The sequence below is a fragment of the Burkholderia sp. AU31624 genome (genome assembly GCF_020420065.1).
Taxonomy (GTDB): Bacteria; Pseudomonadota; Gammaproteobacteria; order Burkholderiales; family Burkholderiaceae; genus Burkholderia.
Genome location: NZ_JAIZRT010000003.1, coordinates 608,883 through 622,296, shown reverse-complemented (window position 1 = coordinate 622,296; position 13,414 = coordinate 608,883). Strand labels below are relative to the sequence as shown.

Here is a 13,414-nt window from a genome sequence, read left to right as displayed (position 1 = left end):
GACATGCCAATTTTAAAAGGACGGCTTTCCGATGCCGAGTGCTGCGCTGCGGCAGACCGTCGCGAAACCCGGGCCGAAACTTGAGGCAGATCAAGGTTATGCGGAAGGGGCCCCCAAACGGCCTATTACCTGACGAATCAGGTCAATTAATCCGCACTGAAACGCGCCGAAAAACGAACGAAGCAGCGAATGAAAAGCAGTGGAAAAGACGGGCGAAAAAAAACCGCTGCCGGTCGGGCAGCGGTTTTTGATGAGGCGCTCTAAATCGCAGCGATTTACGCGTATTCGGCGAGGGCGGTGCGCATCTTTTTCATCGCGCTCGCCTCGATCTGGCGGATGCGCTCTGCCGACACACCGAACTCGGCGGCGAGATCGTGCAGCGTCGAGCCGCCCGAGCCGTCGTCGTCGACGTGCAGCCAGCGCGCCTCGATGATGCGGCGGCTGCGCGCGTCGAGTGCGCCGAGTGCCTGCGCGATGCCGTCCGTCTGCAGCGTGTCGCGCTGACGCGCGGCCAGCACGGCGGTCGGTTCGTTGTGCGAGTCGGCCAGGTAGGCGATCGGCGCGTACGACTCCTCGCCGTCCTCGACCTGCCCTTCGAGCGCGATGTCGCCACCCGACAGGCGCGTTTCCATTTCGGTCACGTCTTCGCGCTTGACGTTGAGTTCCTTCGCGAGGCCGTCGATTTCCTCGGGCGTCATTGCCTGCAAGCCCTTCTTGTGGCTGCGCAGGTTGAAGAACAGCTTGCGCTGCGCCTTCGTCGTCGCGACCTTCACCGTGCGCCAGTTGCGCAGGATGTACTCGTGAATCTCGGCCTTGATCCAGTGGATCGCGTACGACACCAGGCGCACGTTTTGCGCCGGGTCGAAGCGCTTCACCGCCTTCATCAGGCCGATGTTGCCTTCCTGGATCAGGTCGCCGTGCGGGAGGCCGTAGCCGAGATAGTTGCGCGAGATCGACACGACGAGCCGCAGGTGCGACAGCACGAGGCGGCGTGCCGAGTCGAGGTTGTTGCCTTCGCGGAATTCGGTCGCGTACTGGCGTTCCTCTTCCGGCGTCAGCAGCGGAATGCGATTGACGGCCTGGATATACGCGTCGATGTTGCCAAGCTGGCCCGGCAACATCGATTGGGCTGCGAGCGCCAGCGAGCCTGCCGATGCGGCCTTGGCCGGCGTGGGGCTCAGGGTGTTCGGGAGGGTCAGGGCGTTGCTCACTAAAAAACTCCTTTGGAATCAGGGACAAACCCCCGGTCTCGGATGAGATTCCGGGAGCCATCTTAGCACTCCCGGAAACCGAGTGCTAATTCCTTAGAGCAAGCGTGGGCATCGGAGTTCCCGCTTTTTCTATCGAGCAAGTCGAGTCGATAGTCTATTCTGCGACAGAGAGGGCGAAGCGAAGTTCCGTAAGCCGTTGTTTCTGATGGTAATCGGTAGACGATTTCAATTTTTGTCGTTTTGGAAGCAAGCCATTTCGCTTTGTGATGCCGATCCGAAAAGTCCTTTACCATACCATTCAGTTCGCTTGAGCCGGCCGAAGCGGCTGGCTCCATTCAACCCACAAAGTTGGAGTGACAGATGAACAATAAGAAGAATCGCCGGCCCCGCAGCCGGCTGGCGCTGCATGCGATGCTGGCGGCGTCCCTTCTGGGCGGATCGGGTGCGGCATGCGCGGATCGATGGGGGATTCAGGCGGGCGGCGGTTTTTCGGATCGCCGTGGGGTCGACAAGGCCGATCTCGGCGTGGTGTGGGATCCGGGCTGGAACTGGTGGGAAATCGGCGGCTGGCACTTCGCGTTCGTCGTCGAAGGGCATGCCGGCTACTGGCACACGGGCGGCAACGTCCACAGCAGCATCGGCGAATTCGGCGTGACGCCGATGTTTCGTTTCATCAAGAGCGCCGGGGAGATCCGCCCGTTCATCGAGGCCGGCGGCGGCGTGAGGCTGCTGACGCACCCGACGATCTCGGATCACTTCTCGTTGGGGACCGCGTTCCAGTTCGCGCCGACGGCGGGGGTGGGCGTGCAGTTCGGCCAACGGCAACAGTATCAGGTCGGCTACCGTTTTGAACATGTGTCTAACGCGGGTATCAAAGAGCCGAATCCTGGTATAAATTTCCACCAGTTCTACTTGCAGTACAACTTCTGATCCGCACGCCCGCGCACGGCGTGCGCGTTGCCGAGGAGTCAGGCGATGGCGAAGGTGGTCGATGCGATCCGCGCGCTCGAGCGCGATCGGTTCCGGGCGATGGTGGACGGGGACGGCGAGGCGCTCGACACGCTTTTGTCGGACAAGGTGTTCTTCGTCCATACCAACGGCAAACGCGAAACCAAGCAGCAGTTCATCGACGCCATCGTCGCCGGCCGCCGCCGCTATCGCCAGATCGAAATCCAGTCGCAGGACGTGCTGCCCGTCGGCGATGAAACCTGCGTCGTCACCGGGCGCGCGTTGATCGAGATGGAAACGAACAACGGCGGCCTGGTCTTCCCGATCGCCTATACCTCCGTCCATACCCACGAACAGGGCCGCTGGAGCCTGTTCGCGTGGCAGGCGACGCGGTGCGCGACCGAGACGTGAGCGCGTGTGGCGCTCCTTTTCATGTCCCGACCGAAGCGGCCTTCTGGGCCGCTTTTTGCTGCCTCGTGCGGCGCGGATCGCGCGGCGCACGGGCAGTCACGCCCCGCTCGCTGACGTTTGAACCCTGAAACGGAACCTGCCGCTCAGGCCGCCGCGCGGCGATCCGCGCAGTGCCAGGCCGAGCGGTTGATCGCGCTGACGACCGCGTCGAGCGCGGCGCTCGCCGCATCGGCGTGCAGGCCGACGCCGTGCCGCAGCGGCGCATCGCCGACCCGGCAGCCGACCGATACCGCGATTCGTCCGTCCGTCGTGCGGGCGTGTTCGCACGACGCGACGTCGATCGCCGCGCCGGCAGCCGCCGCGAATGCCGCGGCCAAACGTCGCACGGTCTCGTCGGGCGTCGTATCCGCCGCGGGCGCTGCCGCGATCTCGCGGTTCTGCCAGCGTGCGCCGTTGCCGTGTCGCGCGGCCGGCCCGTCGGTGTCGAAGAATTCGCGCGCGAACAACGCGCAGATCGCGTCGCCCGTCACTTCCTCGCCGGACGCGTCAGCGAGCGTCTGCACCGCATGGCTGAATTCGATCTGTACGCGGCGCGTCGGCGTGAAGCCCATCCCGCGTTCCAGCAGGAACGTCGCACCGCCCTTGCCGGACTGGCTGTTCACGCGGATCACCGCGTCATAGCTGCGGCCGAGGTCGGCCGGGTCGATCGGCAGGTACGGCACTTCCCAGGCCGCGTCGGGGCGCTGCTGCGCGAAGCCCTTGCGGATCGCGTCCTGGTGCGAGCCCGAGAACGCGGTGAACACGAGGTCGCCCGCGTACGGATGGCGCGGATGCACGGGAATCTGGTTGCAGCGTTCGACGACGCGGCGCACCGCGTCGATGTCGGAGAAATCGAGGCCCGGATCGATGCCCTGCGTGTAGAGATTCAGCGCGAGCGTGACGAGATCGACGTTGCCGGTGCGCTCGCCATTGCCGAACAGGCAGCCCTCGATGCGGTCGGCGCCCGCGAGCAGCGCGAGTTCGGCCGCCGCGACCGCGGTGCCGCGATCGTTGTGCGGATGCACGGACAACACGATGCTGTCGCGGTACGCGAGGTTGCGGTCCATCCACTCGATCTGGTCGGCGAACACGTTCGGGCTCGCGGCTTCGACGGTGGCCGGCAGGTTGACGATCATCTTGTGATCGCGGGTCGGTCGCCAAGTCTGCGCGACTGCGTCGCAGATCTCGCGCGCGAACGTCAGCTCGGTCATGCTGAAGGTTTCCGGCGAGTACTGGAAGGTCCACTGCGTGTCGGGGCGCGCGGCGGCGTGCTCCTTGATGATGCGCGTGCCGTCGATCGCGAGCGCCTTCACGTCGGCCTTCGACATCCCGAACACGATACGGCGGAACGACGGGCACACCGCGTTGTACAGGTGCACGATCGCGCGCGGCACGCCTTCGAGCGAGTCGAACGTGCGGGCGATCAGGTCCTCGCGCGCCTGCACGAGCACTTCGATCGTCACGTCATCGGGAATCCGCTTGTCGTCGATCAGCTTGCGGACGAAATCGAAGTCGGTTTGCGACGCCGACGGAAAACCGACTTCGATCTCCTTGAACCCGATCGCGACCAGCATCTCGAAGAACTCGAGCTTCTGCTCGATGCTCATCGGCTCGATCAGCGACTGGTTGCCGTCGCGCAGGTCGGTGCTCATCCAGACGGGCGCGCGCTCGATGGTGCGCGACGGCCATTTGCGGCCATTGAGGCGGACGGGCTCGAACGGACGGTACTTGTCTTGCGGATTGCGCTGCATCTTCTGGACCTCGGGTCTCAAGTCGCGAGCGAAGACGGGCGGCATGGGCGACGGTTGGCGCTGCCTCGCTCCGCGGCACGTGAACGCGCTGCGGATGCGGATGATCTTCGCGAGTCGGCCGACGGATAGACGGACGAATGCTGACGACTTCGGGTTGTAAAAACTACGAGAGGGGTACTGCGAGGAACTGCTGGGAGGGACCGTGCGGACAGCACACGGCGCTACGAAAGCCTTAGGCTAGTCGTAGCGATAGCGGCCGCGCTAGGCGGCCGGAGGTAATTCGGAGGGTGTTCGGAAAGGAACGCATGACGGCAACTCTATGCCAGGATGCGCTCGCGTGTCAAATGCCCCGCAAGCGGGGCCGGTTCGCGAGCGTGCCGTCAGCGTGCGATGCGGGCGATCTGCACGATCGTCGCGACCTGTCGGGCGACCGTGTCGGGCACCGGCACTTCGCCGCGCAATACGGCGTCGGTCCATGCGGCCGTCGTGGCCGCGTCGCGCGATTCGGGCAGGGGAACCGGGGGCGCATCGGTCGACGAGCGTTCGGCCTCGATCAGCGTGTCGCACGCGCCGTCGTGCAGCCAGTCGACCTGCACCTGGCGCCGCGTGTCGGCAACGGCTTCGCCCTCGGTGCCGCGTGCCAGCAGCGCGCCGCCGAGCGCGGCATCCGGATGGTCGCGGAACAATTGCGCCAGGCTGTCGCGGTACGGCGGGTGCGTGTAGTTGACGAGCCGCAGGCCGGCCGGCGCGAACGGCTGCAGGATCTTCACGAGCGTGTGCGTCGAGTTGCGCACGCCGAGCACGCTGCGCATCGACAGCAGGCGTGCGATGCGCGGCGCCAGCACCTCGATCGACGCGAACGCGACGCGGCGCTCGGCGAGCATGTCCTCGATCGCATCGTGCGAAGCCGACGGTGCGAGCGATAACGCCGAGAAAATCTCGGCGCTCGTCACGCGGCCCGGATCCTGCTCGACGCCATGCACGAGCACCGGCACGCCTTCGCGCGCGAGCAGCAGCGCGAGCAGCGGCACGAGGTTCGGCTGCTTGCGCGCGCCGTTGTAGCTCGGGATCGACACGGGGCGGAACGCGGCATCCTGCACGTGCACCGGCTCGAACGACGCCTGCGCGGCGGCGAGCATCGCGGCCAGCTCGTCGGCGGATTCGCCTTTCAGCCGATAGGCGATCAGGATCGCGCCGAGTTCGATGTCCGACACGCGCGCGTCGAGCATCGCGCGGTAGAGCTCGAACGTGTCCTCGGCGGACAGCGCGCGTGCGCCGTGCGGGCCGCGGCCGATTTCCTTGATGAAGCGGGCGCACGGGAACGGAACGGCGGCGGGATCGTGGGAAGCGGTCATCGGGGCGTGGGGCGGGCGGCCGGCATCGGGCCGCGCTGTGAGCGGTGAGGAATGCCCCGAGTATCGCACGGGTGCGGCTGCCGCCAGGCGGGGCCGCGCGGCGCGGCGCGCTACACTCTGATTCCCGGCGGTGCGCGCCGGCTGCGCCGCGCCCGTGCCGTCGCCGGCCGAATACGACTACGAGAGACATCCCATGAAGCTTTACAGCTATTTCCGCAGTTCCGCGTCGTACCGCGTGCGGATCGCCCTGAACCTGAAGCAGCTGCCGTTCGACTATGTCCCCGTGCACATGCTGCGCGACGGCGGTGAGCAACTGAAGGACGCGTACCGCGCGCTGAATCCGGATGCGGTCGTGCCGACGCTGATCGACGGCGACGCGACGCTGCAGCAGTCGCTCGCGATCATCGAATATCTCGAGGAAACTCATCCGGAACCGGCGCTGCTGCCGAAGCAGCCGGTCGATCGCGCGTATGTACGCGCGGTCGCGCTGCAGATCGCGTGCGAAATCCATCCGCTCAACAACCTGCGCGTGCTGAAGTACCTGAAGCACACGCTGAAGGTGCCCGAGGACGCGAAGAACGCGTGGTACCGGCACTGGATCGAGGCCGGCTTCGAGACGCTCGAGACACGTCTCGCGAGCGATCCGCGCACCGGCAAGCTGTGCTTCGGCGATACGCCGACGCTTGCCGACGTGTGCCTCGTGCCGCAGGTGTTCAACGCGAACCGCTTCTCGATCGACACGACGCGCTATCCGACGATCCAGCGGATCGTCGACCATGCGTCGACGCTCGATGCGTTCAAGGCCGCCGAGCCCGGCGCGCAGCCCGACGCCGAATGAGCGTGGTGCGCCCGGCATGCATGACCGGGCGCGCATGAAAAAGGGCGCCCGAAGGCGCCCTGTGCGATGCGTGCCCGCGGTGTTCAGCCGAGCAGCGCGTCCGCGAATTCGACCGCGCTGAACGGCTGCAGATCCTCGACCTTCTCGCCGACGCCGATGAAGTAGACCGGCACCGGGCGCTGCCGCGCGATCGCGGCGAGAATCCCGCCCTTCGCGGTGCCGTCGAGCTTCGTGACGATGAGGCCGGTGAGGCCGAGCGCGTCGTCGAATGCCTTCACCTGCGTGAGCGCGTTCTGGCCCGTGTTCGCGTCGATCACCAGCAGCACTTCATGCGGCGCGCCGTCGTGCGCCTTCGAGATCACGCGCTTCACCTTCTTCAGCTCTTCCATCAGGTGGAGCTGCGTCGGCAGGCGGCCGGCCGTGTCGGCCATCATCACGTCGATCTTGCGCGCGCGTGCGGCGCTGACCGCGTCGAAGATCACCGCGGCCGGATCGCCGCTTTCCTGCTGCACGACCGTCACGTTGTTGCGCTCGCCCCAGACCGCCAGTTGTTCGCGCGCGGCCGCGCGGAACGTGTCGCCCGCGGCCAGCAGCACCGACTGGTCGAAGCTCTGCAGATGCTTCGCGAGCTTGCCGATGCTGGTCGTCTTGCCGGCGCCGTTCACGCCGGTGATCATCATCACGAGCGGCTGCGCGCGGCCGAGCATCAGCGATTTCTCGAGCGGCGTCAGCAACTCGACGAGCAGGTCGTGCAGCGCGGATTTCACCTCCTGCGGGTCGGTCAGGCGGCCCGTGCGCACCTTTTCGCGCAGCGCGCCGAGCAGGTACTCGGTCGCGTCGACGCCCGCGTCGGACATCAGCAGCGCGGTCTCGAGCTCCTCGTACAGATCCTCGTCGATCTTCGTATTGACGAACACGCCGGTGATGCTCGAGCCCGTCTTGGCGAGCCCCGTTTTCAGGCGCGCGAGCCACGATTTCTTCGCGGTGGCGTCCTGCAGCGGCGGCGGGACGATTTCGACCGTCTCGACGACTTCGTCGCGGCCGTCGTTGGTCGGCGTGACCGTCATCACGACGGCCGGCGCGGCCGGTTGCGCGGGCGCTTGCGGCACGGCGGCCGCGGGCGGGGCCTCGACCGCGGGCGCATCGGACGGCTCGTCCGTTTGCTGCGCGTCGGCCGATTGCGATTCCGCCGGATCGGGCTCCTGCGTTTTCTTGAATCGTTTGAAGAAGCTGAACATGGTCTGACGTCGGGAAGAGGGCGGGCCGCCGCCAGGGGCGGGCACCGGACGGGCCGTTCTGCGTTCGCGCGGGCGCGGCGCACGGCGGCCGAAACCGTGCATTTTATCAGTGCGGCGTGGCGCTCGCGCCAGTGCGCATCGCCGCTGTGGTAACGTGCGCCTGTTTAGCGGTGCGCCCCCGCGCGCGCCCGGTCCCTCCGTCGTCGATATTCCGTATGTCCCGTTCCTCTCCCGGCCGCCCGGCGGCCCCTTCTGGCCGCGGCAAGCCGCACACGATCCGCATCATCGGCGGTGACTGGAAACGCACGCCGCTCGCGGTGCTCGATCTCGACGGCCTGCGGCCGACGCCCGATCGCGTGCGCGAGACGCTGTTCAACTGGCTCGGCCAGGATCTCGAAGGCCGGCGTTGCCTCGACCTGTTCGCGGGTACCGGCGCACTCGGTTTCGAGGCCGCGTCGCGCGGCGCGGCGAGCGTCGTGATGGTCGAGCGCCATCCACGCGCGGCGCAGCAACTGCGTGCGATCAAGGACAAGCTCGGCGCGCGTGCGGTCGAGGTCGCGGAGGCGGACGCGCTGCGGCTCGCGGCCGGGCTCACGCCGGGCGCGTTCGATGTCGTGTTCCTCGATCCGCCGTTCGACGATCTGGCCGCGCTCGAGCGCGCGATTGCGCTGGCGGCGCCGCTCGTCGCGGCCGGCGGCGCGCTGTACGTCGAGACGGGGGCGGAGCTCGATCCGGCCGCGCACGACGCGCTCGCCGGCTGGGAGGTCGTGAAGCACGGCAAGGCCGGTGCGGTTCACTATCATTTGCTGCGGCGCGAAAATGATGAATAATGCGCGTTCCATACGAGGCGGCGCGCCGCAAAGGCGACGCATGCCCATCTCGGCAGCGGCGTGCGCATCGCACCGCTGCCATCCCGTTTGCGTGATGACAGGAGGAGCGACATGGTAGTCGCCGTGTATCCCGGTACGTTCGATCCGCTGACGCGCGGGCACGAAGACCTCGTGCGGCGTGCGTCGAGCATTTTTGATACGCTGGTAGTCGGTGTGGCCGACAGCCGCGCGAAAAAGCCGTTCTTCTCGCTCGAAGAACGTCTGACGATTGCGAACGAGGTGCTCGGCCATTATCCGAACGTGAAGGTGATGAGTTTCACCGGCCTCCTGAAGGACTTCGTCCGCACCAACAATGCGCGCGTGATCGTGCGCGGCCTGCGCGCCGTGTCCGATTTCGAGTATGAGTTCCAGATGGCGGGGATGAACCGCTACCTGCTGCCCGACGTCGAGACGATGTTCATGACGCCGTCCGATCAGTACCAGTTCATCTCGGGGACGATCGTGCGCGAAATCGCGCAGTTGGGCGGCGATGTCAGCAAGTTCGTGTTCCCGTCCGTCGAGAAGTGGCTGACCGAGAAAGTCGCTGCGATCGGAGGCCCTGCCGCGTGATGCGGCGCCGGCCGGTTTCGTTGCGAAGCCGGCCGCCGGCCTGAAGAAGTGAGATCAGTATGGCTTTGATGATTACCGACGAGTGCATCAATTGCGACGTGTGCGAGCCCGAGTGCCCGAACGGCGCGATTTCGATGGGCCCGGACATCTACGTGATCGACCCGAACAAGTGCACCGAGTGCGTCGGCCATTTCGACGAACCGCAGTGCCAGCAGGTGTGTCCGGTCGAATGCATTCCGCGCGATCCGCAGCATGACGAATCGCACGCGCAATTGATGGAGAAGTATCACGCGTTGACCGCCGAAAAGGGCGACGACGCGTCGTGACCCTGCGGTGACGCGCGCGCTCGAGTCCTTCGGCACGACCGTCACGCATCCGGATCGGCGCCGCCCGGCGCCGGTTCTTCCGTTTCAGGCCAGCAGCTCGCGCAACGCCGCGACGAGCGCATCGCATTCGGCGTCGGTGCCGACGGTGATGCGCAGGTGCTGGTCGATCCGCGGCAGCCGGAAGTGCCGCACGAAAATCTCCCGTTCCTTCAGTTTCGCTGCGATCGCGCCCGCGTCGTGCGCGGGATGGCGCGCGAACACGAAATTCGCGGCCGACGGCACGATGTCGAAGCCGAGCGCGTCCAGCGCATGCGTCAGACGCGTCCGGCTGTCGATCACGCGCCGGCAGGTTGCGTTGAAATAGTCGGTGTCTTCATAGGCGGCCTGCGCGGCCACTTGCGCGAGCCGGTCGAGCGGGTACGAGTTGAAGCTGTCCTTCACGCGGTTCAGCGCGTCGATCAGCGCGGCATCGCCGAACGCGAAGCCGACGCGCATGCCCGCAAGCGAGCGCGCCTTCGACGTCGTGTGGACGACGAGCAGGTTCGGGTAGCTGTCGATCAGCGTGATCGCGGACTGCGCGCCGAAGTCGACATACGCTTCGTCGATCACGACGACCGACGACGGATTCGCCGCTGCGATCCGCTCGACGTCAGCGAGCGGCAGCGCGCGCCCGGTCGGTGCGTTCGGGTTCGGAAACAGCACGCCGCCGGCGTCGTCGAGATAGTCGTCGACTCGGATCGAGAAGTCGTCCGCGAGCGGCACGATCGACGTCTGGACGCCGTACAGGCGCGCATAGGTCGGATAGAAGCTGTACGTGATGTCGGGAAAGCGCAGCGGCCGGTCGTGCTTGAGCAGCGCCTGGAACGTGTGCGCGAGCACCTCGTCGGAGCCGTTGCCGACGAACACCTGCTCGGGCTTGATCCGGTGATGGGCCGCGACCGTTTCGCGCAGCGCGCGCGCAACCGGGTCGGGATAGCGGCGCAGCGTGTCGCCGGTCTCGCCGAGTTCGCGCGCGATCGCCGCGACGACGCGCGGCGACGGCGGATAGGGATTCTCGTTGGTGTTCAGCTTGACGGGGTGTGCGAGCGCGGGCTGCTCGCCCGGCACGTAAGGCACGAGTTGCTGAACGATGTCGCTCCAGTAACGGCTCACCGCTTGGCTCCTGTCGGGCAAAGCGACCAGATTACCGCATGTGCGCCGGGGCGGGGCGGGCGGGGCCGGCCGGCGGCGCCGGACGGCTCGATGCACAGGAGCGGTGCGATGCGGTCAGTTGCGATGCAGCTGCATCGTCGCGCGGTCGAGTTCGCCCTTGACGACCATCGGCATCACGGCGAGCGCGCGTTCGATCGACGCGTCGATCACGTCCTGTTCCTCGCGGCGCGGCGGCTTCAGCACGAAGTTCGCGACGTCGGGCTTCGCGCCGGCGCGCGCGCTTTCCGGAATCAGGTCGCGCGGATGGCCGATGCCGATCCGCAGCCGCCAGTACTGCTGCGACGACAGGTGAGCGGTGATGTCCTTCAGGCCGTTGTGGCCGCCGCTGCCGCCGCCGAGCTTAAGCTTCACGGTGCCGGGCGGCAGGTCGAGCTCGTCGTGCGCGACGAGGATCTGGTCGGGCAGGATCTTGAAGAACTGCGCGAGCGCGACGACCGACTGGCCGGAGCGGTTCATGTAGGTTTGCGGCTCGAGCAGGTGGACTTCTTCGCCGTGCAGGCGCGCTTTCGCGTAGAAGCCATGGAAGCGGCGCTCGTCGCGCAGCGTCGTGCCGGCTTCGCGGGCGAGCTGGTCGATCAGCCAGAAGCCGGCGTTGTGGCGCGTCGCGGTGTATTCCGCCCCGGGATTGCCGAGGCCGACGATCAGTTTGATCATGACGTTTCGAAGGCGGCAACGGCCGCCTGGGCGCAGAAAAAGAAAAACCCGCCGGGCAAGCCGCGGCGGGTTGCGTCGACCGTTTCGAGAAACGGATCGATGGGGCGCGTGGGCAGCCCGCTTAGGCAGCCGGCGTTTCGCCTTCTGCTGCGTCCGACACGGCACCCGCCGGGACCGTCGCCGATGCGACAACCGGGTTTTCCGCGTCGATGTGCGCGACCAGCGCGACGCCCTTCGGCAGCGTGATGTCCTTCGCGTGCAGCGATTGACCGGCTTCGATCTTCGACAGGTCGACTTCGAGGAACTCCGGCAGGTCAGCCGGCAGGCACTCGATTTCGATTTCCGTCGCGACGTGCGAAACGATCGCGCTCGACAGCTTCACGGCCGGGCTGATTTCAGCGTTCAGGAAGTGCAGCGGAGCCTTCGTGTGCAGCTTCTTCTTCGCGTCAACGCGTTGGAAGTCCACGTGCAGCACCAGTTGCTTGAACGGGTGGTATTGCACGTCGCGCAGCAGAACCTGTTGCGACTGGCCAGCCACTTCGAGGTCGAGGATCGACGAGTGGAAAGCTTCCTTCTTCAGGGCGTGCCACAGGGCGTTGTGATCGAGTTCGATCTTTTGCGGGGCTGCTTCGCCACCGTAAACGATACCCGTGGTCTTACCAGCGTTGCGCAGGCGGCGGCTCGCACCCGTACCTTGCTCTTGGCGCTCGAAAGCGACGACTTTCATGTGATTCTCCAATAGCTGCCCGCGACCAGGCAGTAAAACGGGGCCGTCAAACTGCGGCCCCCGATGAAACGGACGGGGTTTCGTCTATCCCGTCCGATTGTGCAAAAAGCGAAGCGTTGCCGCTTCGCTTTCTGCGCATGCTTTGTTCAGTCGATTCGCGATCAGGATTCCGCGAACAGCGACATCACCGAGTCGCCGCGGCGGATCCGCGAGAACGTTTCGGCCAGCAAGCTCGCGCTCGTCAGCGAACGGATCTTCGAGCAGCCGAGCGATTCGGCGGACAGCGGGATCGTGTCGGTGACGACCAGCTCGTCGAGCGCCGATGCGGCGATACGATCGGCTGCGCCACCCGACAGCACCGGGTGCGTCGCGTAGGCGAAGACCTGCTTCGCGCCGCGCTCTTTCAGCACTTGCGCGGCCTTGCAGAGCGTGCCTGCCGTATCGACCATGTCGTCCATGATCACGCAGGTGCGGCCTTCGACTTCACCGATGATGTTCATCACTTCGGAGACGTTCGCCTTCGGGCGACGCTTGTCGATGATCGCAAGATCGCAGTTGAGCTGCTTCGCGAGTGCCCGGGCACGCACCACGCCGCCGACGTCCGGCGACACGACGAGCAGATCCGGGTAGTTCTGCTTGCGCAGGTCACCCAGCAGGATCGGCGTTGCGTAGATGTTGTCGACCGGGATGTCGAAGAAGCCTTGAATCTGGTCGGCGTGCAGATCCATCGTGATGATCCGCTCGACGCCGGCGATTTCCAGCATGTTCGCGACGACCTTCGCCGAGATCGCGACGCGCGCCGAACGCGGGCGGCGATCCTGACGGGCGTAACCGAAGTAGGGGATGGCTGCGGTGATCCGGCCGGCGGATGCGCGCTTGAGCGCATCGACCATGATCATCAGCTCCATCAGGTTGTCGTTCGCCGGTGCGCACGTGGATTGCAGGACGAAGACGTCCTTGCCACGCACGTTTTCCTGGATCTCGACCTGGATCTCGCCGTCGGAGAAACGGCTGACCATTGCTTTGCCGAGGGGAATTCCAAGGATATTGACGACTTCCTGGGCGAGCGCGGGATTCGCGTTGCCAGTAAAAACCATCAGGCCGTCATGGCTGCTCATCGTGCACCTGCTTCGGGCTTAGGCGGGAAATGCGGGAAAATTTTTGGCAGGGGAGGAAGGACTCGAACCCTCGCATGCCGGAATCAAAATCCGGTGCCTTGACCAACTTGGCGACTCCCCTACACTTAACTGATAACTTCACCGAAC

General features: G+C 66.0%; 14 protein-coding genes and 1 tRNA gene. 6 read left to right on the top strand and 9 right to left on the bottom strand.

Annotated elements, in window-relative coordinates; genetic code table 11:
• Positions 1-275 precede the first annotated feature (275 nt).
• Entirely contained in the window at positions 276-1,211 is a 936-nt protein-coding gene (rpoH, locus tag LGM89_RS13180; protein ID WP_089426365.1) for an RNA polymerase sigma factor RpoH, read from the bottom strand.
• A gap of 360 nt (positions 1,212-1,571) precedes the next feature.
• Between rpoH and pagL the strand changes: the two genes are divergently transcribed.
• Both pagL and LGM89_RS13170 read left to right on the top strand, forming a co-directional pair.
• Complete coding sequence (gene pagL / locus LGM89_RS13175; protein WP_089456962.1) at positions 1,572-2,141, top strand: lipid A 3-O-deacylase PagL; 570 nt, start codon at positions 1,572-1,574, stop codon at positions 2,139-2,141.
• 45 nt (positions 2,142-2,186) lie between these two features.
• Positions 2,187-2,570 (top strand): nuclear transport factor 2 family protein, encoded by a 384-nt coding sequence (locus LGM89_RS13170; protein WP_039346091.1) that lies wholly within the window; start codon positions 2,187-2,189, stop codon positions 2,568-2,570.
• Positions 2,571-2,713: 143 nt separating this feature from the next.
• Here LGM89_RS13170 and leuA read toward each other — a convergent pair whose 3' ends face one another.
• Together leuA and ybiB are read right to left on the bottom strand one after the other, a co-directional pair.
• Positions 2,714-4,360, bottom strand: a complete 1,647-nt coding sequence (gene leuA / locus LGM89_RS13165; RefSeq protein ID WP_226273326.1) for a 2-isopropylmalate synthase — start codon at positions 4,358-4,360, stop codon at positions 2,714-2,716.
• A 380-nt stretch (positions 4,361-4,740) separates the two neighbouring features.
• The gene (gene ybiB, locus LGM89_RS13160; protein WP_226206779.1) at positions 4,741-5,715 is read right to left on the bottom strand and encodes a DNA-binding protein YbiB; all 975 of its coding nucleotides are present in this window, start codon (positions 5,713-5,715) and stop codon (positions 4,741-4,743) included.
• Between the two features lie 193 nt (positions 5,716-5,908).
• On the opposite strand from ybiB, the gene maiA reads away from it, so the two are divergent.
• A complete protein-coding gene (maiA, locus tag LGM89_RS13155; RefSeq protein ID WP_089495895.1) occupies positions 5,909-6,553 on the top strand; it encodes a maleylacetoacetate isomerase in 645 nt (214 codons plus the stop codon).
• Between the two features lie 83 nt (positions 6,554-6,636).
• Here maiA and ftsY read toward each other — a convergent pair whose 3' ends face one another.
• Entirely contained in the window at positions 6,637-7,791 is a 1,155-nt protein-coding gene (gene ftsY / locus LGM89_RS13150) for a signal recognition particle-docking protein FtsY (RefSeq protein ID WP_226273176.1), read from the bottom strand.
• Positions 7,792-8,006: 215 nt separating this feature from the next.
• On the opposite strand from ftsY, the gene rsmD reads away from it, so the two are divergent.
• The 3 genes from rsmD (at position 8,007) to LGM89_RS13135 (ending at position 9,556) form a co-directional block, all read left to right on the top strand.
• Entirely contained in the window at positions 8,007-8,621 is a 615-nt protein-coding gene (gene rsmD, locus LGM89_RS13145; RefSeq protein ID WP_089426360.1) for a 16S rRNA (guanine(966)-N(2))-methyltransferase RsmD, read from the top strand.
• Between the two features lie 111 nt (positions 8,622-8,732).
• The gene (gene coaD, locus LGM89_RS13140; protein ID WP_039346084.1) at positions 8,733-9,230 is read left to right on the top strand and encodes a pantetheine-phosphate adenylyltransferase; all 498 of its coding nucleotides are present in this window, start codon (positions 8,733-8,735) and stop codon (positions 9,228-9,230) included.
• 59 nt (positions 9,231-9,289) lie between these two features.
• Positions 9,290-9,556 carry a YfhL family 4Fe-4S dicluster ferredoxin gene (locus LGM89_RS13135; RefSeq protein ID WP_069248899.1) on the top strand — a complete coding sequence of 89 codons (267 nt, stop codon included), beginning with the start codon at positions 9,290-9,292 and terminating at the stop codon, positions 9,554-9,556.
• An 84-nt stretch (positions 9,557-9,640) separates the two neighbouring features.
• On the opposite strand, the gene hisC is transcribed toward LGM89_RS13135, so the two are convergent.
• The 5 genes from hisC to LGM89_RS13110 form a co-directional block, all read right to left on the bottom strand.
• Positions 9,641-10,708 (bottom strand): histidinol-phosphate transaminase, encoded by a 1,068-nt coding sequence (hisC, locus tag LGM89_RS13130; RefSeq protein WP_226273175.1) that lies wholly within the window; start codon positions 10,706-10,708, stop codon positions 9,641-9,643.
• A gap of 114 nt (positions 10,709-10,822) precedes the next feature.
• Complete coding sequence (gene pth, locus LGM89_RS13125; RefSeq protein WP_006477776.1) at positions 10,823-11,422, bottom strand: aminoacyl-tRNA hydrolase; 600 nt, start codon at positions 11,420-11,422, stop codon at positions 10,823-10,825.
• A 121-nt stretch (positions 11,423-11,543) separates the two neighbouring features.
• Positions 11,544-12,149, bottom strand: a complete 606-nt coding sequence (locus LGM89_RS13120; RefSeq protein WP_085042200.1) for a 50S ribosomal protein L25/general stress protein Ctc — start codon at positions 12,147-12,149, stop codon at positions 11,544-11,546.
• 161 nt (positions 12,150-12,310) lie between these two features.
• Positions 12,311-13,267, bottom strand: coding sequence for a ribose-phosphate pyrophosphokinase (locus LGM89_RS13115; RefSeq protein ID WP_069248896.1), 957 nt, complete (start codon positions 13,265-13,267; stop codon positions 12,311-12,313).
• Positions 13,268-13,311: 44 nt separating this feature from the next.
• Positions 13,312-13,388, bottom strand: a tRNA-Gln gene (locus LGM89_RS13110).
• Between the last annotated feature and the right edge of the window lie 26 nt (positions 13,389-13,414).